The 22,074-nt window shown below is 58.5% G+C and carries 15 protein-coding genes and 2 pseudogenes; 5 read left to right on the top strand and 12 right to left on the bottom strand.

Translation table 11 applies throughout. The features are described from left to right. Nucleotides 1-8: 8 nt before the first annotated feature. The 3 genes from add to malX all read right to left on the bottom strand — a co-directional run bounded on the left by add (nucleotide 9) and on the right by malX (nucleotide 3,926). Nucleotides 9-1,010, bottom strand: a complete 1,002-nt coding sequence (gene add, locus ACU4F7_RS09825; protein ID WP_024557652.1) for an adenosine deaminase — start codon at nucleotides 1,008-1,010, stop codon at nucleotides 9-11. A gap of 104 nt (nucleotides 1,011-1,114) precedes the next feature. Continuing rightward, on the bottom strand, nucleotides 1,115-2,287 hold the full coding sequence (locus ACU4F7_RS09830) for a MalY/PatB family protein (protein WP_481638534.1): 1,173 nt from the start codon (nucleotides 2,285-2,287) through the stop codon (nucleotides 1,115-1,117). Nucleotides 2,288-2,333: 46 nt separating this feature from the next. Beyond that, nucleotides 2,334-3,926: a maltose/glucose-specific PTS transporter subunit IIBC gene (malX, locus tag ACU4F7_RS09835; protein WP_481638535.1), complete on the bottom strand. Its 1,593-nt coding sequence runs from the start codon at nucleotides 3,924-3,926 to the stop codon at nucleotides 2,334-2,336. A 172-nt stretch (nucleotides 3,927-4,098) separates the two neighbouring features. On the opposite strand from malX, the gene ACU4F7_RS09840 reads away from it, so the two are divergent. Beyond that, complete coding sequence (locus ACU4F7_RS09840) at nucleotides 4,099-5,127, top strand: Mal regulon transcriptional regulator MalI (RefSeq protein WP_029592744.1); 1,029 nt, start codon at nucleotides 4,099-4,101, stop codon at nucleotides 5,125-5,127. Nucleotides 5,128-5,285: 158 nt separating this feature from the next. Here the strand turns inward: ACU4F7_RS09840 and ACU4F7_RS09845 are convergent. Both ACU4F7_RS09845 and manA read right to left on the bottom strand, forming a co-directional pair. After that, nucleotides 5,286-6,854 (bottom strand): annotated as a pseudogene (locus ACU4F7_RS09845) (YdgA family protein); the annotation flags it as partial. Between the two features lie 97 nt (nucleotides 6,855-6,951). Beyond that, nucleotides 6,952-8,130: a mannose-6-phosphate isomerase gene (manA, locus tag ACU4F7_RS09850; RefSeq protein WP_481638536.1), complete on the bottom strand. Its 1,179-nt coding sequence runs from the start codon at nucleotides 8,128-8,130 to the stop codon at nucleotides 6,952-6,954. Between the two features lie 201 nt (nucleotides 8,131-8,331). Here manA and fumA point away from each other — a divergent pair, with 201 nt between their 5' ends. Both fumA and fumC read left to right on the top strand, forming a co-directional pair. Continuing rightward, nucleotides 8,332-9,978, top strand: a complete 1,647-nt coding sequence (gene fumA / locus ACU4F7_RS09855) for a class I fumarate hydratase FumA (RefSeq protein WP_481638537.1) — start codon at nucleotides 8,332-8,334, stop codon at nucleotides 9,976-9,978. Nucleotides 9,979-10,156: 178 nt separating this feature from the next. Next, nucleotides 10,157-11,554 carry a class II fumarate hydratase gene (gene fumC / locus ACU4F7_RS09860; protein WP_481638538.1) on the top strand — a complete coding sequence of 466 codons (1,398 nt, stop codon included), beginning with the start codon at nucleotides 10,157-10,159 and terminating at the stop codon, nucleotides 11,552-11,554. Here fumC and tus read toward each other — a convergent pair whose 3' ends face one another. The 3 genes from tus to ACU4F7_RS09875 all read right to left on the bottom strand — a co-directional run bounded on the left by tus (nucleotide 11,555) and on the right by ACU4F7_RS09875 (nucleotide 15,045). Next, nucleotides 11,555-12,484: a DNA replication terminus site-binding protein gene (gene tus / locus ACU4F7_RS09865; RefSeq protein WP_481638539.1), complete on the bottom strand. Its 930-nt coding sequence runs from the start codon at nucleotides 12,482-12,484 to the stop codon at nucleotides 11,555-11,557. A 307-nt stretch (nucleotides 12,485-12,791) separates the two neighbouring features. Next, on the bottom strand, nucleotides 12,792-14,108 hold the full coding sequence (gene rstB / locus ACU4F7_RS09870) for a two-component system sensor histidine kinase RstB (protein WP_481638540.1): 1,317 nt from the start codon (nucleotides 14,106-14,108) through the stop codon (nucleotides 12,792-12,794). Nucleotides 14,109-14,139: 31 nt separating this feature from the next. Then, nucleotides 14,140-15,045: a LysR family transcriptional regulator gene (locus ACU4F7_RS09875; RefSeq protein WP_481638541.1), complete on the bottom strand. Its 906-nt coding sequence runs from the start codon at nucleotides 15,043-15,045 to the stop codon at nucleotides 14,140-14,142. Between the two features lie 120 nt (nucleotides 15,046-15,165). Here ACU4F7_RS09875 and ACU4F7_RS09880 point away from each other — a divergent pair. Beyond that, nucleotides 15,166-15,919: pseudogene (locus ACU4F7_RS09880) on the top strand (SDR family NAD(P)-dependent oxidoreductase). Nucleotides 15,920-15,964: 45 nt separating this feature from the next. Here the strand turns inward: ACU4F7_RS09880 and rstA are convergent. The 4 genes from rstA to ydgH all read right to left on the bottom strand — a co-directional run bounded on the left by rstA (nucleotide 15,965) and on the right by ydgH (nucleotide 20,027). Next, nucleotides 15,965-16,681, bottom strand: a complete 717-nt coding sequence (gene rstA / locus ACU4F7_RS09885) for a two-component system response regulator RstA (RefSeq protein WP_481638542.1) — start codon at nucleotides 16,679-16,681, stop codon at nucleotides 15,965-15,967. Nucleotides 16,682-16,759: 78 nt separating this feature from the next. Continuing rightward, entirely contained in the window at nucleotides 16,760-17,482 is a 723-nt protein-coding gene (gene folM, locus ACU4F7_RS09890; protein ID WP_024561742.1) for a dihydromonapterin reductase, read from the bottom strand. 33 nt (nucleotides 17,483-17,515) lie between these two features. Next, complete coding sequence (locus ACU4F7_RS09895; RefSeq protein WP_029592755.1) at nucleotides 17,516-18,898, bottom strand: amino acid permease; 1,383 nt, start codon at nucleotides 18,896-18,898, stop codon at nucleotides 17,516-17,518. A 184-nt stretch (nucleotides 18,899-19,082) separates the two neighbouring features. Beyond that, on the bottom strand, nucleotides 19,083-20,027 hold the full coding sequence (gene ydgH / locus ACU4F7_RS09900; protein WP_029592756.1) for a DUF1471 family protein YdgH: 945 nt from the start codon (nucleotides 20,025-20,027) through the stop codon (nucleotides 19,083-19,085). Between the two features lie 514 nt (nucleotides 20,028-20,541). Here ydgH and pntA point away from each other — a divergent pair. After that, nucleotides 20,542-22,071, top strand: coding sequence for a Re/Si-specific NAD(P)(+) transhydrogenase subunit alpha (gene pntA / locus ACU4F7_RS09905; RefSeq protein WP_029592757.1), 1,530 nt, complete (start codon nucleotides 20,542-20,544; stop codon nucleotides 22,069-22,071). Nucleotides 22,072-22,074 lie beyond the last annotated feature (3 nt).

The raw sequence follows: 22,074 nt of genomic DNA on the forward strand, positions 1-22,074 counted from the left end.
GGTGCGCGTCAGGCGGCGCGCACTTTGTCCAGCAGCGCCTGTTTTTCCTGAGCGCTAAGGAACGCGATTTTCAGGCCGTTTTCCTGCGCGGTGCGGATCTGCGCCGCGCTCAGCCCGGCGGCAGGCGCCGCAACGGTATATTCGTGGCCGATATCTACGCCCTGAACGCCGGGATCGTCAGTATTAATAGTGGCGAGAATGCCGTGCTCCAGAAAACGCTTAAGCGGGTGCTTTTCAAGCGAAGCGACGGTGCTGGTCTGAATATTGGACGTGAGGCAGGATTCAATGCCAATGCCTTGCTCTGCAAGAAAATCCATTAGCGCCGGATCTTCCACCGCTTTTACGCCATGGCCGATACGCTCGGCGCCAAGCTCGCGGATAGCCTGCCAGATGCTCTCCGGCCCCGCCGCTTCGCCGGCATGCACGGTGATGCGCCAGCCTGCATCGCGGCCACGGTTGAAGTGGCTCAAGAAAAGACTGCCCGGGAAGCCGAGTTCATCACCCGCCAGATCGAGCGCGGTAATATGGTCGCGGTGGGCGAGAAGTCCTTCAAGCTCCGCCACGCACGCCTCTTCGCCGAAAGTACGGCTCAGAATGCCAATCAGCCGCGCCTCAACGCCGAAATCGCGGCAGCCCTGGCGCACGCCGTCAATCACCGCTTCCACTACGCCTGCGACAGGCAACTGGTGCGTCATCGCCATATAACCCGGCGAGAAACGAAGCTCAACATAGTGCAGACCGTTGCGCGCGGCATCTTCCACGTTTTCCCAGGCCACGCGGCGGCACGCTTCCAGCGAGCCCAGCACCTTCACGCCCCAGTCGAGCTTCGCCAGGAAGCTTACGAGGTCCGGTTCGTTTTTGGTGATTTGCACGTGCGGGCGCAGCGTTTCAAGGGTAGCGCCGGGCAGCTCGAGGTTAAACTGGCGACCCAGCTCAAGGATAGTCTGTGCGCGAATATTGCCGTCAAGGTGGCGATGAAGATCGGTTAGCGGAAGGCGGGTATCAATCATGATGGCACTCTTTTTTTAGAATAAAGTGCATACCATTATAAAAATAATTCCGCCCCGAAAGCTACGTTGCGCAACAATTCAGGGCGAGAAAGGGCTTTTACTATCTATAACTGGCGACTTATTGCGCGAATCAGGCGCACCACGCCATCTTCAACTTTCGCGCGTGGACAACCAACGTTCAGGCGCAAGTAGCCCAAGCCTTCGTCGCCGTAAGTATAACCGGGCATGATGGCGACTTTTTCTTGCTCAATCAGCGACTTTTGCAACTGGCGATCGTCAAGCGCCAGCGGGCGCAAATCAAGCCAGGCGAGATAAGTCGCTTCCGGCGCTCGCCAGTTGAGTTGCGCAAACGCGCCGTTAAGCTGCTCAGCAACAAAACGCAGGTTGCCTTCCAGATAGTGGCTCAGCGCGTCGAGCCAGGGCTCGCCGTGACGATAAGCGGCAATGTGCGCGACCAGCGAAAGCGCGGCGGGCGAGGAGAGCCCGTCGCGGCCCTTGAGCGCGTTCAGGTAAGTTTCACGCTCCTGCGCATCCGGGATAAAACCATAGGCGCCGGTAAGCGCCGGAATATTAAAGCTCTTGGAAGCAGAGGTTAGAAGCGCCCAGCGTTCGCCGCCCACCTCGCTCCAGGGGGTATGAACCGTGTTTCCCCACACCATATCCATATGGATTTCATCGCTTATCACGCGCACTCCGTGCTTTTCGCAAAGGGCCGCCATGGTAGCGAGCTCCGCCCGGCTCCAGACTTTCCCCGTGGGGTTATGCGGGCTGCACAGGAGCAAAATTTTGCAGTCTGGCCGGGCGAGCTGCGCTTCAAACGCCTGCTCGTCGTACTGCCAGCCGCCTTCAACTGAGCGCAGCGGGGCGGTTAATACCTGCCTGTCGTTGCCGGTTATCGCCTTGAAGAAGGCATCATAAGCAGGCGTGTGGATAAGCACCCCTTCGCCGGGCGCGGACCACTGGCGAATAAGCTGCGAAACCATATAAATGACCGACGGACCGTAAACCAGCGTTTGGGCGTCCATCCGGCAGGCAAAGCGACGCTGATACCAGTGCGTTACGGCACTCAGAAAATCGTCGTTTTTCCAGCGGCTGTACCCCAGCACACCGTGCTCAAGGCGTTTCGCCACGGCTTCCAGCACGCAGGGGGCGGTAGCAAAATCCATGTCGGAAATGGTGAAGGGGAGCAAGTCGGACGCGCCGAAGCGGTCTTCAACGTAATCCCACTGGGTACACCAGGTGCCGTGCCTGTCCACGGTTTGCGAGAAATCGAACATAACACCTCTTATTTGCGGCGCAACTTTACTGCTGCGCCGCGGTTGCTCAGGCCTGAACCGTGTTCATCAGGCTCGCCATCTCATCCTTAACCGACTGCACCTGCGGGCCAATCACCACCTGCAGGTTATGCTGGTTAAGCTGCACCACGCCGATGGCGCGGTTCGCTTTCAGCGCGGCGCTGTCCACCAGCGACATATCCTTCACGGACAGGCGCAGGCGGGTGATGCAGTTATCAAGCGTTACGATATTGTCCGCGCCGCCGAGCGCGGCGAGGATAGCCGGCACGTTATAGCCCGATTTACCCACCGCGCCCGCCACTTTTTCCGCCGCTGGCGCAGTATCCACATCGCGCCCCGGCGTTTTGATATTCCAGCGGGTAATGGCGAAACGGAAAATGGCGTAGTAACCCGCGAACCAGACCGCGGCGACCACGGGCACCATATACCATTTGGTGGCGAGGCCGTGCAGCATGCCGAAAACCACGAAATCGATGATGTTGCCGTCCGTATTGCCGATGGTGACGCCAAGGATAGCCATCATGGTGAAGCCAAGCCCGGTTAAAAGCGCGTGGATAAGATAGAGCGCTGGCGCGACAAACAGGAACAGGAATTCCAGCGGCTCGGTGGTGCCGCCCACCACGCAGGCGATAACACCGGAGATAAGCAGGCCCTTGATTTTATGACGGTTCTCTGGCCGCGCGCAGTGGTACATCGCCAGCGCCGCCCCCGGCAGGCCGCCCAGAAAAGCGGGCATTTTACCCTGTGACAAAAAGCGCGTAGCGCTCTCGGCAAAGCCGTGGGTTTCCGGGCAGGTGAGCTGCGCCTGGAAAATGGTCAGCGCGCCGCTTACGGTGTGGCCGCACACGTCCAGCGTACCGCCCGCCTCGGTAAAGCGGATAAGCGCCACCAGAATGTGCTGAAGGCCGAAGGGCAGCAGCAGGCGCTCGCCGGTGCCGAAAATCATCGGCGCGAAGTCGCCCGCGCTGTTGATAATATAGCCAAGCCCGTTAATGCCTTTGGCGAAGAACGGCCAGATAAGCGGGATGACAAGCCCCACCAGCCCCATCACCAGCGTGGTGATAATCGGCACAAAGCGGGTGCCGCCGAAAAAGGCCAGCGCGTCCGGCAGGCGAATCGTGTGGAAGCGTTCATGCAGCCGCCAGATAATAACGCCCGCGATCACCGCGCCCAGAATGCCGGTATCGATAGACTGAATGCCCAGCACATTCTGAATGTTATTCGCTTTCAGCACGGCGGCGTCGGTGGTCGGCAGAATGCCTTTCGCCGTCAGCCAGAAGTTCACCGCCAGGTTCATCACCGCGTAGCCCACAAACCCCGCAAACGCCGCCACGCCTTTGTTTTCGCGCGCCAGCCCCAGCGGAATAGCGAGACAGAACATCACCGGCAGGAAGCTAAAAGCGAAGGAGCCTACCTTGCTCATCCAGGTAAAAATAAGCTGCAATACCGGCTGGCCGAGGAACGGCATTAGCGTGACGACATCATGGCTGCTCAGTGAGCTGCCAATGCCGAGCATAATGCCGCAGAAGGAGAGAAGCGCCACCGGCAACATAAAGGTTTTGCCCAGTTGCTGGAAGAACTCCCATAATGTGACTCGTTGTTGTGAGGTACTCGCCGCCATAAACGACTCCTTGCGCGTCCGAAAGCGTTAAAGTTTGACCACGGCGAGCAAGGTAAATCGTTTTATCAAATTTTAATGCGCTTTACCTCACAGATTTCTTCGCGCTTTGGGCGATGATAAAACAAGCTTGATAAAACGTTTTACCGGATGCAGCAGGAAAGGGATGACGTGAATGACGCAGATGAAAAAAATCACCATCAATGACGTAGCGCTGGCGGCGGGGGTGTCTGTCAGCACCGTTTCGCTGGTGCTGAGCGGCAAAGGCCGCATCTCCAGCGCGACCGGGCAGCGCGTCAACGAAGCCGTTGAGCAACTCGGTTTTGTGCGCAACCGCCAGGCGGCGGCGCTTCGCGGCGGGCAGAGCGGGGTGATTGGTCTCATCGTACGTGATTTAACCACACCTTTTTATGCGGAGCTGACGGCGGGGCTGACCGAAGCGCTGGAGGCGCAGGGGCGCATGCTCTTTCTCACGCAGGGCGGGCGCGACGGCGAGCGTATGCGCCGGGGCTTTGAAGCGCTAATGAAGCAAGGGGTGGACGGCATAGTCATTGCCGGCGCGGCGAGCGAAGGCGCGCCGCTGCGCGACGAGGCGAACCGGCTTGGCGTGCCGCTGGTCTTCGCTTCCCGCGCCAGTTACCTTGACGACGCGGATAACATTCGCCCTGATAACCACCAGGCGGCGCAGCGCTTAACGGAGCATCTTATTAAGCGTGGCCATCAGCGCATCGCATGGCTTGGCGGCCGCAGTTCGTCGCTCACCCGCGCGGAGCGTCTGGGCGGCTACTGCGCCACGCTTTTGCAGTACGGTCTGCCGTTTCACAGTGAATGGATCGTTGAGTGCGAGCCGAGCCAGAACCAGGCGGCGCAGGCGATAAATGCGCTGCTGCGTCACAACCCGACTATTTCCGCTGTACTTTGCCATAACGCCACCGTCGCCATGGGTGCCTGGTTCGGCCTGCTGCGGGCCGGGCGGCAGAGCGGTGAAGACAGCTTTGAAAGCTATTTCGACAGCACCGTGGCGCTGGCCGCCTTTGCCGAGGTGGAAGAGGAGAGGCTGGACGATATTCCCGGCGCTTTTGTTCTCACGCCCGCCCGCGAAATGGGGCGCAGCGTGGCGGAGCGCATCATGCAGCGTATTCAGTACGCTGAAGAGCCCATCAAAAGCCAAATTATCGCGCCCCGCCTTGTCACGCGTAAATAAAAACGGCCTCCGCAGAGGCCGTGGTTTTACTGCTGCGGTACGGTTGGCGTCGGCGCAGGGGGCGGGGCGGGCGTCGGCACCGCGTCCGGCGCGGGAGCCGGAACCGGCGCAGGCGTTTGCGCAGGCTGCTGGTCCGGCGTTAAGGCCGGGGCTGGCGCGGGAGCAGGCGCAGGAGACGGGGTTTGCTCAGGCGCAGGCGCCGGGACTGGCGCCGGTTCCGGAGAGAGACCCGGAATGCCCGGCGCCACGTCGCCCGGCAGGCCAAACATGCCGACAAATTCGTCCAGCGGCATCTTCTGCCCGTTCAGCGTCACCTGACCGTTAGCGTATTGCAGGCTGGTCACGATGTTGTCATCTTCCATCGAGGTGATGCGGAACATCTGGCCCATCGCCGCCATGCCTTTTACCTGCTGACTGGCGAGTTTCGTCGCGTCGTCCTGCTGGTAACCCTCAAGCTTCGCGACCTGGGTCATAAACTCGGTCGCCATGTCGGTCGGGATAACCAGCTTGCTTTCCATCGATTTCACCAGGCGATCAACCTGCTGCGCCGGGGTAGCGGGCGCAGCGGCGGCAGGCGCCTTCGCCGGATCTTTCAGGAACAGCGACAGGTTGAACGTGCTTTCGCCTTTGGCGTTTTTCCAGCTCAGCGGCGCGATGGTGATAACCGGCTCGCCTTTAAGCAGCACAGGCAGGTTAGCGAAGAAAATCTGCGTCGCTCTTTGCTGATAGAGCTCGGGGTTATTGACCACATCCGGCTGGCCGAGCAGCGCGCGGCTCTGCGCGTTGTACTGCTGGCTGAACTGGTGCCAGGCCTCGCCGTCAATATTCCCCACCTTCATGGTGAGCTTCGCGCTGCCCATGTCTTGATTCTGAATTTTCAGGCTGTCCATCTGGTAATCGATCTGGCTGTCGATATTTTTGCCATCTTTCGCCACGTCCGATTTGCCGTTAAAGCTCAGCCCATCCACCACCGCCAGCTCTTTGCCCTCGATAGCGACAGCGAGTTTATCAAGCGTCAGCTTCTGGCTGCCCACGCGCTCGTTAAAGGCGGTGAGCTTGCTGGAACCATCAGTATCCAGGCCGTTAAAGGTAAACTGCACGCGCTGGTTGTATTCGTTGACAGCATTAATCAGGCCGCTTTCCGCTTTGCCTTTCAGCGTAAAGAGACTGCCTTCGTTATCCACGTCCAGCGTGAAATCGCCGCCGCTGAAGGCCACTTTCTCGGTCGGGCTTTCGTAATTCAGCGCGCTGAAGTTGAAATCCGTCGACGTATCGCCGCTGTAGCCCACACGCGTTTGCGCACGAACAAACGCTTCGCCTTTAGCGATATCAAACAGCGGTTTGGTGGTGGCATTGTTGACCGGGGTGGAAACCACCGCAGCCATCGCCGGCAGAATGTTGAATTTTTTCAGTTCGGCGAAAGGGAAGGGGCCGTGGTCGATAACCTGATCAATCACCACATTTTGCTCTGGCTTCAGCCAGGCGTTCGCCTGGTTAGCGACAGGTTTCACGACCAGTTGCAGGTGGCTGCGGAACAGGCCGCGCTGGTAATGCTGATAGCTCACCTGCAGCCCGGCTTCCGGCATGGTTTGCTGCAGGCGCGTATTGGCTTCGTTAACCATTTCGCCGATGCGGTTTTCGAGCTGTTTGCCAGTGTACCAGGCGGTGCCGGTCCAGACGACGCCGAGGGCGACAATCACCCCAACGGCAACCAGAGACTTTTTCATAGCTATTTATCCCTAAATGAGAAGCCAGGCGCAGGACGCCTGGCTCGGTGCAAAGAATAGGTAAAGCTTAGCAATCCTTGTCTAAAAGATCAGTAACTTAGTCGAGCTTATTGTAAACCCGCGCCAGACGGCCCACGCCGCTTGCCGCAACGGGCGATTCATTGGCCGCCACGAAAGCGGATTCGCCCGGCTTCAACACCAGACGCTCATCGCCGCGGCGCAGCACCGCTTCGCCTTCGACGCAAAAGAGGATAGCGGCGCTTTGCTGGGCAAGGGGCGTTTCATGGGTGCTGAGGTCGTGCAGCGAGAAGGCGAAATCGGCCACCGGAATAGGGAAGTCCAGGGCGCTCTCCTGCTTCACGGGCTGGGTCAGCAGCTCGCCTGCCGGTTTGCCGACAAACTTCACGTTCGCCACCAGCTCAGGGATATCGATATATTTCGGCGTCAGCCCGGCGCGCAATACGTTGTCAGAGTTCGCCATGACTTCCAGCGCGACGCCCTGCAGATAAGCATGCGGCGTTTCGGCGAACAGGAACATCGCTTCGCCGGGGTTGAGCTTGACCACGTTCAGCAGCAGCGGAGAGAAGAGCCCGCTGTCGTCGGGGTAGAATTGTTCGATGAACGTAATGGTCTGCCACGGCTCGCCCTGCTGGCTTGCCACCGCCGCCTTCAGCACCGCCAGCGCGCGGGATTTCTCCTCGCCCTGCATGTTGAGGAGGCTGGCGAAAAGCTCGCTTAAGCGCTCCGCATTCGGGTTTTCCAGGAAATGGGCGATGGCCGTATGCGCGCCGGAGACCGGCTGCAGCAGCGAGACGATTTCGCTAAACTCGCGAAATGCGTTCATCGCAAGGAACGGGGTGAGGGCGAAAACCAGCTCCGGCTTGTGGTTGGGGTCTTTATAATTGCGCTCGGCGGCGTCCAGCGGAATGCCCGCCGCGTTTTCCCGCGCGAAACCCTCTTCAGAAGCCTGCTTGTTAGGGTGCACCTGAATGGAGAGCGGCTGGTCAGCGCAGAGCACCTTAAAGAGAAACGGCAGCTCGCCGAAGCGCTCTGCGACGTGTTGGCCCAGCAGCGCCGGTTTATTGGCTTCAATCACATCACGTAAACTGCGGATATCGCCCGCTTCGTCCTGAATTTTTGAGCTGCTTTTCGGGTGCGCGCCCATCCACAATTCCGCCATCGGCTGGTTTTGCGGGTTCGCGATACCATAGAGATCCGTCAACGCCGTTTTACTTCCCCAGGCATAGTTCTGCACTGAGTTGATGAGTTTTTTCATTCTTAAGCCCTTTAAGAAGGTAGAAAAAAGTTCAGGTATTAAAGCAATAAAAGCGATTCAAGTAACCCTGCCCGGGAAAAAGTCGTATTAGTCTCAGTTTTTGTTAAAAAATTGTGTACGATGGTGCCACTCGCTTTTTTGTCATCGCACATGAAGTGCTGAACGAATAATTACTTAGCTGAAGCTGTAAGTGAGAGAGCAATGTCAAATAAACCCTTTGTGTTCCAGCCCCCTTTTCCGCTAAAAAAAGACGATACCGAGTACTACCTGCTGACCCGCGACTATGTCTCAGTCTCTGAGTTCGAAGGCCAGGAAGTGCTGAAGGTCGACCCGCAGGCGCTGACGCTGCTGGCGCAGCACGCTTTCCACGACGCCTCTTTTATGCTGCGCCCGGCGCACCAGCAGCAGGTGGCGGATATCCTGCATGACCCGCAAGCCAGCGAAAACGATAAATATGTGGCGCTGCAGTTCCTGCGCAACTCGGAAATCGCCGCCAAAGGCATTTTGCCGACCTGCCAGGATACCGGCACAGCCATCATCATGGGCAAAAAAGGCCAGCGCGTCTGGACCGGCGGCGGCGATGAAGCGGCGCTGGCGCGCGGCGTTTACAACACCTACACCGAAGATAACCTGCGTTACTCGCAAAACGCCGCGCTGGATATGTACAAAGAGGTCAACACCGGCACCAACCTGCCGGCGCAGATTGACCTCTACAGCGTGGACGGCGACGAATACAAATTCCTCTGTATCGCGAAAGGCGGCGGTTCAGCCAATAAAACGTACCTCTATCAGGAAACCAAAGCGCTCCTAAGCCCCGGCAAGTTGAAAAACTACCTGGTGGAGAAGATGCGCAGCCTCGGCACGGCGGCCTGCCCGCCATATCACGTGGCGTTTGTCATTGGCGGCACCTCGGCGGAAGCGACCCTGAAAACCGTGAAGCTCGCCTCGACGAAATATTATGACGGCCTGCCGACGGAAGGGAACGAGTACGGCCAGGCGTTTCGCGATGTGCAGCTTGAACAGGAGCTGCTGGAGGAAGCGCAAAAGCTGGGGCTCGGCGCGCAGTTCGGCGGCAAGTATTTCGCGCATGATGTTCGCGTTATTCGCCTGCCGCGCCACGGCGCCTCCTGCCCGGTGGGCATGGGCGTCTCCTGCTCGGCGGACCGCAACATCAAAGCTAAAATCAACCGCGACGGCATCTGGATTGAGAAGCTCGAAAATAACCCTGGCAAATATATCCCGCAAGAACTGCGCCGCGCAGGCGAGGGCGAAGCGGTGCGCGTCGACCTCAACCGCCCGATGAGCGAGATCGTCAAGCAGCTCTCGCAGTACCCGGTTTCCACCCGCCTGTCGCTTTCCGGCACCATTATCGTGGCGCGCGACATCGCTCATGCGAAACTGAAAGAGCGCATCGATAACGGCGAAGGGGTGCCGCAGTATGTCAAAGATCATCCCATCTATTACGCCGGACCGGCGAAAACGCCGGAAGGGTACGCCTCCGGCTCGCTTGGCCCGACCACGGCGGGGCGTATGGACTCCTACGTCGATTTGCTGCAATCCCACGGCGGTAGCCTTATCATGCTTGCTAAAGGCAACCGCAGCCAGCAGGTGACGGACGCCTGCCACAAGCACGGCGGCTTTTACCTTGGCAGCATCGGCGGCCCGGCGGCGGTGCTGGCGCAGAGCAGCATCAAAAAGCTGGAATGTGTGGAATACCCGGAGCTTGGGATGGAAGCCATCTGGAAAATTGAAGTGGAAGATTTCCCGGCGTTTATCCTGGTGGATGACAAAGGCAACGACTTCTTTAAACAGATCCAGAGCGGACAGTGCTCCGCCTGTCTGAAGTGATGTTTAAGCCGCCTGCGGGCGGCTTTTTTCTTTGCGCGTTTCGCTGAGGGCGCAAAGCTGAACTACCCTGTAACGCATTATCACAACACCCGTTTACGTGTGAGCAACGTCTGATCCCTTTACCTTCGTCCCTGCATTGAAATGCAGAGACGCCCCTTTTATGTGAATGGAGAAAGTCATGGCAACGCATCGCAGTGAAAAAGATTCCATGGGCGCAATTGACGTACCGGCGGACAAACTCTGGGGCGCGCAGACGCAGCGCTCGCTGGAGCACTTTCGCATCTCGACAGAGAAAATGCCGGTGGCGCTGATTCAGGCGCTGGCGCTGACCAAGCGCGCGGCGGCAAAAGTGAATATGGATCTCGGCCTGCTCCCTGCAGAGCGCGGCAACGCGATTATTCAGGCGGCGGATGAGGTGCTGGAGGGCAAGCACCCCAATGAATTTCCCCTCGCCATCTGGCAGACCGGCTCCGGCACCCAGACCAACATGAACATGAACGAGGTGCTGGCGAACCGGGCAAGCGAAATTCTCGGCGGCGAACGCGGCATGGGCCGTAAAGTGCATCCGAACGACGATGTTAACAAAAGCCAAAGTTCAAACGACGTTTTCCCGACGGCAATGCACGTCGCGGCGGTAATCGCGCTGCGTGAACAGCTGATACCGCAGCTTAAAGTGCTGCACAAGACGCTGAGCGAGAAAGCGAACGCCTTTGCCGATATTGTCAAAATCGGCCGCACCCATTTGCAGGACGCCACGCCGCTGACGCTCGGCCAGGAGATCTCCGGCTGGGTGGCGATGCTTGAGCATAACCTGAAGCACATCGACAACAGCCTGCCGCATCTGGCCGAGCTGGCGCTTGGCGGCACGGCGGTCGGCACCGGGCTTAACACCCACCCGGAATACGCTGAGCGGGTAGCAAAAGCGCTGGCGGAAATTACCAGCCAGCCGTTTGTCACCGCGCCGAACAAATTTGAAGCGCTTGCGACCTGCGATGCGCTGGTGCACGCCCACGGCGCGCTAAAAGGGCTTGCCGCCTCGCTGATGAAAATCGCCAACGACGTGCGCTGGCTTGCGAGCGGCCCGCGCTGCGGCATTGGCGAAATCACCATTCCGGAAAACGAACCCGGCTCCTCCATCATGCCCGGCAAGGTGAATCCGACCCAGTGCGAAGCGATGACCATGCTCTGCTGTCAGGTGATGGGCAACGATGTGGCGGTCAACATGGGCGGCGCTTCCGGCAACTTCGAACTCAACGTTTTCCGCCCGATGGTTATCCATAACTTCCTGCAGTCGGTACGCCTGCTGGCCGACGGCATGGAGAGCTTTAATGAGCACTGCGCCGTCGGCATTGAACCTAACCGCGAACGCATCAGCCAGTTGCTGAACGAGTCGCTGATGCTGGTGACGGCGCTCAACACCCATATCGGTTACGACAAGGCGGCGGAAATCGCCAAAAAAGCCCATAAAGAGGGGCTGACCCTGAAGGCCGCCGCGCTGAAGCTTGGTTATCTCAGCGAGGAGGAGTTCAACGAATGGGTGCGCCCTGAAGAGATGGTCGGCAGCATGAAGCGCTAATCAGCGCGCCCGGTAAAGGTGCAGGCGGGGGATCAGCAACTCCAGCGGCTCCGCCTGCGGCTTGAAGCGATGGCGCACGTTCTGCGCGTCGTAGTTAAGCAGCTCGCCGATATCGGGCACCTTTGCGCCGCGCTCTTCGTGGCACAGCACAATCAGCGGCGAAGGGCAGGCGTATTGCACCTGCCGCTGGTTATTGGCATACCAGACCCGCGCCACCGGCTGCACTTTGACCGGCCTTTTTATCTTGAGACGCGCCTTTTCCGGCAGGGCGGCAATGTCGTTATATTCCTGCGTCACTTTCTCATGCCACTGCTCGCGGCTCCAGGGCGCCACCGCACGCGGCGACTTCAGACTTTTTTCAAGCATTGAGAGCACTTCATCGCGCGTGAGGTTTTTGATGATGTGCTTGTTGGCCCAGCCGAAGCGCAGCGTGGCGGGGTTATCCAGCAGCGTAAGCTGGCGATAGGCATTCAGGGTGATCAATCCCGGCAGATGGCGGTGCACCCACTCAAAACGCTGCACCGAGGGCAGTTCCGATTCCACGGTAATGATATTTTCAAATTCCGCCTTGAGCTGATTAATCTGTTCCGCCTGCTGGTGGAGCGATTCATACTGCGGGTGGTTTACGCTAAAGCAAACGGCGCCTGGCAGACGTACCGCCGCCTTGCTGCTGCGGTTTTCCGACTGCTGCTGAATAAACAGGTGTGTGAAATGACGAAGCGCCGCCTCCTGTGCTGCCTTGCCCACTTTTTGCGTGACGGCGATAGTCAGCAGCGGATCGTGCTCTTTGCCTTTTTCAATTTCCGGCAGCTCAAAAACGCGGCCCGCCAGCAGGCGGCAACCGCTTAATATTTCGCGCATTTGTATCAGCGCATGCTCCAGTTCGCGAAAGGTGGTGTTGAGGCGCTCAACCAGATCGTAACGGGCCATAATAAAACCTCATTAGTTACAACATACTTTATTTGTAGCACAGTTTCGCCGGCTTAGGCCACAGCGCGGTAAAAGTCTGGCAAGGAACAGAAGCAAAAGCGGGCGCTACCAGCGCAAAGGAGCAGGCCGATGAAATCCACAACGGGTCAGCGCAGCGCCGCCCGTCGGGTTTTTCCCTTTATCCTTCAGGGAAAAGGGAACAGGCGGGCAATATACAGAGCGGGTCAGCGCAGCGCCGCCCGTCGGGCTCGCTTATCGCCCCTGGGGAGAGGATGGGGATAAGCGGAACAGGCGACGCTTACGCTTTTTACACTACCGTTTCGTTCTTGTCGGCCGCGGGCGCTGCCGCTTTCTCAATCGGCCAGCAGAAGCAGAAACAGGCGCCGCCAAGGTCGCTCGTGGTTGCGCTCACCGAGCCGCCCATCGCCGTCGCGATAGACTGCACAATCGCAAGCCCTAACCCGCAGCCGCCGGTAGCCCGGTCGCGGCTCGGATCGAGCCGCACAAACGGTTCAAACACCCGCGTACGCTCCGCTTCAGGGATGCCGGGCCCATCGTCTTCCACTGCAAGGCAAGCGCGCTGGTTATGCTGGTCGAGGCTCACACGCATGCGCTTCTCGCTATAACGCAGCCCGTTGTTAACCAGATTATCCAGCACGCGCTCCATCAGGCGAATATCTACCAGCCCATACGCGTCCATGTTGCCCAAGTGAAGTTCCAGTTCACGGTGCGGATGCATCTGGCGCGTTTCCGCCACCCGCTCAGCCAGCCAGCGCGGCAAATCGACCTGGCTTACGTGCAGCTCGGTTTGCGGCCTGTCGAGGCGCGCATAGGTCAACAGCTCCTGAATCAACGCCTCCAACTGACCGATGTCGCGGTTAAGCGCCTGCGCCTCGTCGGCGCTCAGGTTATCGCTCATTTCCAGCCGGTAGCGCAGGCGTACCAGCGGGGTGCGCAACTCGTGGGCAATCCCGTCGATAAGCTGCTTTTTGCTCGCTATCAGGGCGTTAATATTGTCCGCCATCTGGTTAAACGCTATCCCGAGACGAGAAAAACCGGAGCCGCTCTCAAAGTGAATACGCTCGTCAAGATGGCCTTCCCCCAGCCGCTGAGCGGCGGATTCCAGCTTCAGCATGTCGCGCCAGTGCGGACGCATCCAGATAAACACCGGCAGGGCCAGCGAAATGGCGATAAAGGCGATAAGCGCGATGTCCAGCAGCCGCATCTGGTGCAAAAAATAGAGATAGGGCACCGGTCCCACCGCCAGCACGTAATGGCTGCGCGGGATACGCTGTACAAAGGTGTACTCATCATCCAGCGCAACGATCTCTCCCTCCCGCAGACGCTGCATGGTGGCGTCGTCCAGATGAAACCTGGCGAGCGGCTGAATGCGCAGCTTAAAAGAGAGATTCAGGTCCAGCTCTTTGATGGTTTTATTCCAGTCGCGCGGCGGGATCTCCCGCAGCTCGCTGCGCATCAGGTAGAGCGAGCTTTTCATCAGGTCGTCCAGGGACTGCCGTCCGGCGCGCTCGGCGGTAAACTTATAGACCAGCCCCACCAGCAGCGTCATCACCAGAAAACAGATAAACAGCAGCAGATAAAACTGGATGAACAGCTTCTTCATGACATCTCCCGACCCGTCATAGTAACGTCCGTTATTTGCCTGCCGAAGGGGCAAGGGGAAAATTCACCGCCAGATGATCGATAAAAGCCCTGACGGCGGGCGGCAGACCGCGCCGGGTGGTAAAGACCAGGTGAACGATGCCGCGCTGGCCCTGCCAGCCGCGGTATACCTGCGCCAGCTCGCCGCGCTCGAGTTGCGCGGCGCACACATGGTCCGGCAATAATGCAATGCCAAGCCCGGCCATCGCCGCCGAGCGAATGGCGCCGAAGTCGGCGCAGCTAATGCGCGGCTCGTGGCGGATAAGGCAGCTTTTGCCCTGCTCATGCTCCAGTTGCCAGGTTAATTCGCCCGGCTCGTCGCTGGTGCCAAGCGTAGGCTGCAAGGGCAAGGCGTCGATATTGCCATCCAGCATGCTGGCAAGCGCCGGGCTTGCAACCAGTATACGGCGCGAATAGCCCAGCGAGCGCATCACCAGCTCAGCGTCGCTGGTCAGTTCAGTACGCACGCGCAGCGCAACATCAATGCGTTCGCGGATTAAATCCACCGCCCGGTCCACGGCGACAATTTGCAGCTTCACTTTAGGAAAGCGGTTCATGAAAGAGGGCAGCACGGCGGAAATCACTTCCACCAGCCCTGTCGGACAACTGAAACGCACCAGTCCATGCGGTTCCGCCTGTGCTTCGGCAATCAGCGCCTGCGCTTTTTCCGCCTCCAGCAGCATGGCCCGGCACTGGTCGTAAAACGCCTGGCCCACTTCCGTTACGCGAAAGCGGCGGCTGGAGCGCTCAATCAGGCGCACGCCAAGCTGCGCTTCCAGGCCCGCCACACGGCGGCTCAGTTTTGATTTGGGCTGTTTCAGCGCCCGGCTGGCCGCCGCGAACCCGCCATGGGTCACCACTTCGGCAAAGTAAAAGTAATCGTTAAGGTCAGTCTGCATTATCGTTCCTTATTCAGAACGCAGGGTGCCATTTTGTCCTACTACTCACACCTTTGGGAAGCGCTTATTCTTCTCTCCATGACGAACGGTCATCATCCACTCTCACCTGAGGAAAGAAAAATGAGCCAACAATTCAACAACAAAGTGGTTATCGTTACCGGCGGCACCAGCGGCATCGGCTTCGCTACCGCCAAAGCGTTTGCAGCGCAGGGCGCATCTGTGTTTATCACCGGCCGCCGCCAGTCCACGCTCGATGAGGCGGTAAGCCGCATCGAGGGGAAAGTGACCGGCGTGCGCGGCGACATGAGCCAGCTTGGTGATATCGACCGTCTTTATGACGCCGTGCAGAAACAGCATAACCATATCGACGTCGTCTTCGCCAACGCGGGCGGCGGCGAGTTTGCCGCGCTGGGCGCTATTACTGAAGCGCATTATCAGGAAACGTTCGATACCAACGTCAAAGGCGTGCTGTTTACCGTGCAGAAAGCGCTGCCGCTGCTGCGCGATGGCGGGGCTTATCGTGCTGACCTCGTCTACCACCAGCATTTCCGGCACGCCGGCATTCAGCGTTTACTCGGCGACCAAAGCCGCGGTGCGCAGCTTCGCACGCAACTGGATACTCGATCTTAAAGAGCGCCGCATTCGCGTTAACGCCGTCAGCCCCGGCGTGACCGAAACCGCGGGGCTGAACGACCTGTTCGGCGGCGGCGACCAGGCCGAAGGCACCAAAGCGTGGCTTGCTGAACAGATCCCGGCCGGGCGCGTCGGCCAGCCGGAAGAGATCGCCAAAGCGGTATTGTTCCTGGCGTCTGACGAGGCAAGCTTTGTGAATGGCGTTGAGCTTTTTGTGGACGGCGGCCAGGCGCAAATCTGACGCGCAAGCGGACCCCGCCGCGCCTGTTGGCGCGGCGGGTGCGTTTTACGCCTCGCTTTCCCAGGCGTGCGGCGCAAAAAGATAGCCTTTATTGCGTACGGTTTTAATGCGAAACGGCTCGGTGGCGTTGTCGTTGAGCTTTTTGCGCAGGCGGGAAATCGCTACATCCACGCTGCGATCGAGGCCGTCATAGCTGACGCCGCGCAGGTTTTTCAGCAGCGCGTCGCGGTCCATAATCTGCCCGGCATGGGTCGCCAGCTCCCAGAGCAAATCAAAATCCGCCGTGGAAAGGGCGACCACGTCATTGTCCAGCGTAACCTGACGGTTAATCGGATCGATACACAGCGCGCCGAAACGCAGCGCCTTGTGGGGTTTAAGCGAGAGGGGTTCCGGGTTTTGCGGCTGCGCCTGGCGCAGGTGCAGACGCAGACGCGCCAGCAACACGGCGGGTGGGGTCGTTTTAAGAATATAATCGCTTGCCCCCATCTCCAGCGACAAAATGTGGTTCATGTCGCTGTCAAGCGAGGTCAGCAGGACGACGGGGCCTTGCCAGTTCGGGCGTAAGTCCCGACAGAGCGTCATGCCGTCTTTACCGGGCAGCATAATATCCAGCAGGACCAGATCGGGCTTCTCGCGCTGGATTACCTCTTCAGCGCGGTCGCCGCGGCTTTCCACCACCACGTTAATATCATGTTTGCCCAGATAAGCGGCAATCAGCGAGCCGACTTCCGGGTCATCCTCGACAAAGACTATTTTAGCCATATACCGTTGCGTTTAGCGTAAAAGGCTTAACATACACCGGACGCCGCCTGCGCTCCATCAACCAATGATAAACCGCGCTTAGCGCAGCTGTCGGCCGCCATCGACGGCGAAGCTGCGACCGGTAACGAAGCAGCTGGTCAGCAGATAATCGAGCAGGTCGATTATCTCTTTTTCGCCCGGCGCGATTTTCATCAGCGACTTATTCAGCGCCCGCTGACGGTACTCCGGATCGTCGTTTTCGTTAAACAGAATCAGCGACGGGGCGATGGCGTTGACTTTCACCTCCGGCGCCAGTTTGCGGGCAAACGAGCGGGTGAGGTTATCGAGCGCCGCTTTGCTGGCCGCGTAAGCAATATGTTTCTCACTGCCTCGCTCGACGACGTAGTCGGTGAAATGAATGATATCCGCCGCGGCATGGCCCTGGCCGCGCAGCAGCCCTTCCAGCGCAAAGTTCAGCAGGTAAGGGGCGTGCACATGAATTTGCATCATTTCATGCAGCACTTTGGCCGGCGACAGGCCATTCCCCTCCGATTGCCAGGCGCTGGCGTTATGCAGCAGCGCGCGAATACGATCGGTGCGCGCTTTCACGGCGTCGGCGAAAGCGAGAATGCCTTCATCGGTGCAGAAATCGGCCTGAATGCAGATAGCGCCCGTCTCTTCCAGCACGTCGATAGCCGGGTAGCGGGTGCGGTAGCTGACAATCACGTCGTGATGCTGCGCCAGAAAATGGTGCGCCAGCGCGAGACCGATGCGACGGCCTCCGCCGGTAATGACTATCGGACGATCCAATTTTTTGCCCATAAGCACTCCTCGTCAGTGACGACGATGGGGCGGTTACCCCATCAGCATCCATGTGGCCGGCAGCGCGGCGATTAACAACAGGCCGATAAACACGCGCTCGTGCGATTTCAGCGCCACGTCATGCTGGTGCGTACGGCGAGCGTACAGGAAAACCAGCAGGCCGGGGGCGTAAAGCACAACCGAGAGCAGCAGGTGCATCGGGCCTGAGGCATACAGCAACCATAAACCATAAATGGACGCTCCGACACCCGTAAGCCTGTGCAAAGGACGTTTCGCAATCTTCACAAGGTAAGCGCCAACCAGCAGATAAGGCACCAGAATCATCTCTGAAGCGATGGTCAGCAGGGTGTTGTAATCCGAGCCCGTCGCCCAGATAAGCACCAGGCAAACCTGCACGCTGGCGTTGGTAAGCCATAAAGAGGCCGCCGGCGCGTTGTTCTCATTCTGACGCAGCAGAATTTTAGGGAAAGCGCGATAGCGGGCGGCAAGCAACGGCACTTCCGCCGCCATAATGGTCCAGCTCAGGTAAGCGCCGCAGACGGAGACAATCAGACCGGCGGCGATAATCACCTCGCCCCACGGCCCTATCATTTCCACCAGCAGTCCGGCCATCGAGGGGTTACGCATCTGCGCCAGCTCAGGGCGCGCCAGCACGCCCAGCGACAGCAGCGTGACCAGCAGATAAACCGCCAGCGCCGCCAGCACGGCCAGCAGCGTCGCCATGCCGACATCGCTTTTATTACGTGCGCGGGCGGAAACCACCACGGCGCCTTCCACGCCGATAAACACCCACAGCGTAATGAGCATGGTGTTTTTCACCTGCTCCCAGACCGGCACGCCCAGCTCAACGCCTTTGAAATCAAGGCTGAAGGTAGAAAGCTTAAAGCCGATGATGGCGAGGACCACAAAGAGCCCCAGCGGCAGCAGTTTCGCGAGCGTGGCGGCGATATTAATGCTGGCCGCCGTCTGTACGCCGCGCAGCACCAGCCAGTGCACCACCCACAGCAATACCGACGCGCCGACGATGGATTGCCAGGTATTGCCGTCGCCAAAAAGCTTCAGCTCAGGCGTATCGGTAAAAAAGCTCAGCGCGGAAAAGACAATCACCAGATAGGAGACGTTAGCGATAACCGCGCACAGCCAGTAGCCCCAGGCAGAGCAAAAACCCACCAGTTCGCCGAATCCTTCCCGCGCATAGGTAAAAATGCCGCCGTCGAGATCCGGGCGCAGGCGGGTCAGAAACAGCATCGCCAGCGCCAGCAGCAAAATGCCTGCGCCGGTAATCGCCCAGCCAGTCAGCAGCGCGGCAGGCCCCGCGACGGCCGCCATATTTTGCGGCAGGCTGAAGACGCCCGCGCCCAGCATGGAGCTTAAAACGAGCGCGGTTAACGCGGCGAGACCAAGTTTTTTGTCCATAGGTATCCTGTTGTTTAAAGAGAAGGACCCAGAATAATTATTTTGCCAGAGCGCATAAAAATGGTGGATCACGCTAAGGCGCGCGATTTTACGGAGTCCAGACAAGGCATGCAATGAGAGGGGGCGCTAAAATCTTCTGAAAGAGAAAAAAAGACGGCCTGGGCCGTCTTTCTGGGGAGTGGAATTACTTGTAGAGGTCGGCGCTGATAGTCAGGTTGCCGCCTTTCTCTTCCCACTGGCGAGTAATATGATAATACTTAGCGCCTTTTTTCGCGGCGCGTTTCGCCACCTGGTACGAGATTTCCGTCATGCTTGAGTAATGACCGGTAAACTGAACGCTGTCAAAAGGCACCATTTGCGCGGCGGTAATTTTATTCACTTCCTGAATTTCTTTACCGTCCGGCAGCGTGACGGTGTAACGACCGCCTTTGCTTTCCTGCGTTTCAAAGAAACGGCCCACGTCAGCGCTCGGGGCGGCAGAGGTGGCGACGCCTGGAATTTCCACTTTCTTCGCTTCTTCACCGCCTTTGGCCAGCGCTGCGCGGCCTGCATCGGAATCAGCCGGAATAGCGTCCGGGCTTTGCAGCACGCGTTTTTTCGCGTCAGCTTTATAAATATAAGCCGTGATGCGCTGGTTGCCGCCCTGGTTGGCGTCTACCTGGCGCACAATATAAAACGAGGCGGCGCCTTTCGCGCTTGCTGCTTTGGTGATGGCGTCGTTGACTTCAGGCTGGCTGCGATAAAAACCCTGAACGGTCACCGTATCGTAAGGCTCGAGCGCGATAGCCTGATCTTTCGGCAGTTCCATCACGCCGTTAATGATGCGGTTTTTTGTCTCTTCGGCCTTCGGCGCGTTCTCATGATAAACGTCCGCTACTACGCGCCAGTTGCCGCTGTTGCCGGTGTCGTTGGTATCCAGAATATAGAAAGAGGCGGCGCCCATTTTATCCGCCCGACGCGATACGGCGTCAACCGCTTCGCCGATGGCGTTAAAACGACCGGTGATAACGATACGGTCATAAGGCTTTACCGCAGCGGCCTGTTCTGGCGTTAACTCGGTGGCCGCCTGAGCGGACAGCGTGGTCACGGAAAACAGCGCGGACGCCAGAAGAGTGTACTTAAGCTTCATAAAAATAATCCTTCGCCATGCGCAAAAAAGGTACTCATACTGCCTGTGTACATTAACGGTTAGCCGCTGATTATTGCATTGATTGGGTTTGGCTGTCTGCGCCATTTTTCACACTCAATGCGGCGTTTCGGTTGCGCGGAATAACATTTGCCAATAGATGTCAAAAACAGGCGACTGACCGGAAAAATTGATAAAGGTTATTACTTTTTAAGTTAAAGGTTTGTTAAGGAACGCATTCCTGCCCGAGCAGAATCATGTTTTACCGTTGCGCTTAAGCGGAATATCGGCTTTCTCATCGTGATTTAAAGCAAAAATCCCTGTTATGCGCGCGCATGACTGCCTTTTTGCGGATAAACGCAAAAATACCCGCAACCTGTGGTGGATCGGGGGCGCTAATTTCAGTAGGTTATAGAAAGTTTGTTACAGATTGATTTTCTGGCCGAAGCGGCGCGAGCCGTCTTCATTATGAAAACGAGTGGCAGACCATCATTCAAAACCGATGGAAGGGAATACTATGCGTATTGGTGTACCAAAAGAGCGGTTGGCCAATGAAACCCGCGTCGCGGCAACGCCTAAAACCGTGGAGCAGTTATTAAAACTGGGTTTTAGCGTCGCCGTTGAACATGACGCGGGTAAACTGGCGAGTTTCGACGACGAGGCGTTTGCTGCGGCAGGCGCGGAGCTGGCGACAAGCGAAACCGTATGGCAGTCGGACGTGGTCCTGAAGGTCAACGCGCCGCTGGAAGAGGAGATCGCGCTGCTGCAAGCCGGCACAACGCTTGTAAGCTTCATCTGGCCGGCGCAAAACCCGGCCTTGATGGAAAAGCTGGCTGCGCGCGGCGTAACCGTGATGGCGATGGATGCCGTGCCGCGTATTTCGCGCGCGCAGTCGCTCGATGCGCTGAGCTCCATGGCCAACATCGCCGGTTACCGGGCGATTGTTGAAGCCGCTCACGAGTTCGGCCGTTTCTTTACCGGCCAGATCACCGCGGCGGGGAAAGTGCCGCCGGCGAAAGTGATGGTCATTGGCGCGGGCGTTGCGGGTCTTGCGGCTATCGGCGCGGCGAACAGCCTTGGCGCTATCGTGCGCGCCTTCGACACCCGGCCGGAAGTGAAGGAGCAGGTGCAGAGCATGGGCGCCGAGTTCCTCGAGCTGGATTTCAAAGAAGAGGCGGGCAGCGGCGACGGGTACGCCAAAGTGATGTCCGAGGCGTTCATCAAAGCGGAAATGGCGCTTTTCGCCGCCCAGGCGAAAGAGGTGGATATCATCGTCACCACCGCGCTTATTCCGGGCAAACCGGCGCCGAAGCTCATTACCCGCGAAATGGTCGATTCCATGAAGCCGGGCAGCGTGATTGTCGACCTGGCCGCGCAGAACGGCGGCAACTGCGAATACACCGTCCCGAACGAGATTTTTGTCACTCCTCACGGCGTAAAAGTCATCGGTTATACCGATCTGCCGGGCCGTCTGCCGACCCAGTCTTCTCAGCTTTACGGCACCAACCTGGTGAACCTGCTTAAGCTGTTGTGCAAAGAAAAAGACGGCAACGTGGTGGTGGATTTTGACGATGTGGTGGTGCGCGGCGTAACGGTTATTCGCGAAGGGGAAGTCACCTGGCCCGCGCCGCCGATTCAGGTTTCCGCACAGCCTCAGGCGGCGGTAAAACAGACCGAAACGGTCAAAGAGCCGGTGAAACCAGCCTCGCCGTGGCGGAAATACGCGCTGATGGCGCTGGCTATCGTGCTTTTCGGCTGGCTGGCGGATGTGGCGCCGCGGGAATTCCTGGGGCACTTCACCGTCTTCGCGCTGGCCTGCGTGGTGGGCTATTACGTGGTGTGGAACGTTTCCCATGCGTTGCATACGCCGCTGATGTCGGTTACTAACGCCATTTCCGGCATTATCGTCGTCGGCGCGCTGCTGCAGATTGGCGACGGCGGCTGGGTCAGCTTCTTTAGCTTTATCGCCGTGCTTATCGCCAGCATTAACATTTTTGGTGGTTTCACCGTCACTCAGCGCATGCTGAAAATGTTCCGGAAGAACTAAGGG

It is taken from the genome of Franconibacter pulveris (genome assembly GCF_056780215.1).

Bases quoted from the DNA above. Each gene is read 5' to 3' on its own strand.
- rstB (WP_481638540.1), bottom strand. From the start codon at position 14,108: ATGAAGAAGCTGTTCATCCAGTTTTATCTGCTGCTGTTTATCTGTTTT.
- ACU4F7_RS09875 (WP_481638541.1), bottom strand. From the start codon at position 15,045: ATGCAGACTGACCTTAACGATTACTTTTACTTTGCCGAAGTGGTGACC.
- tus (WP_481638539.1), bottom strand. From the start codon at position 12,484: ATGGCCCGTTACGATCTGGTTGAGCGCCTCAACACCACCTTTCGCGAA.
- folM (WP_024561742.1), bottom strand. From the start codon at position 17,482: ATGGGCAAAAAATTGGATCGTCCGATAGTCATTACCGGCGGAGGCCGT.
- ACU4F7_RS09895 (WP_029592755.1), bottom strand. From the start codon at position 18,898: ATGGACAAAAAACTTGGTCTCGCCGCGTTAACCGCGCTCGTTTTAAGC.
- fumA (WP_481638537.1), top strand. From the start codon at position 8,332: ATGTCAAATAAACCCTTTGTGTTCCAGCCCCCTTTTCCGCTAAAAAAA.
- rstA (WP_481638542.1), bottom strand. From the start codon at position 16,681: ATGGCTAAAATAGTCTTTGTCGAGGATGACCCGGAAGTCGGCTCGCTG.
- add (WP_024557652.1), bottom strand. From the start codon at position 1,010: ATGATTGATACCCGCCTTCCGCTAACCGATCTTCATCGCCACCTTGAC.
- fumC (WP_481638538.1), top strand. From the start codon at position 10,157: ATGGCAACGCATCGCAGTGAAAAAGATTCCATGGGCGCAATTGACGTA.
- ACU4F7_RS09830 (WP_481638534.1), bottom strand. From the start codon at position 2,287: ATGTTCGATTTCTCGCAAACCGTGGACAGGCACGGCACCTGGTGTACC.
- ydgH (WP_029592756.1), bottom strand. From the start codon at position 20,027: ATGAAGCTTAAGTACACTCTTCTGGCGTCCGCGCTGTTTTCCGTGACC.
- ACU4F7_RS09840 (WP_029592744.1), top strand. From the start codon at position 4,099: ATGACGCAGATGAAAAAAATCACCATCAATGACGTAGCGCTGGCGGCG.
- malX (WP_481638535.1), bottom strand. From the start codon at position 3,926: ATGGCGGCGAGTACCTCACAACAACGAGTCACATTATGGGAGTTCTTC.
- pntA (WP_029592757.1), top strand. From the start codon at position 20,542: ATGCGTATTGGTGTACCAAAAGAGCGGTTGGCCAATGAAACCCGCGTC.
- manA (WP_481638536.1), bottom strand. From the start codon at position 8,130: ATGAAAAAACTCATCAACTCAGTGCAGAACTATGCCTGGGGAAGTAAA.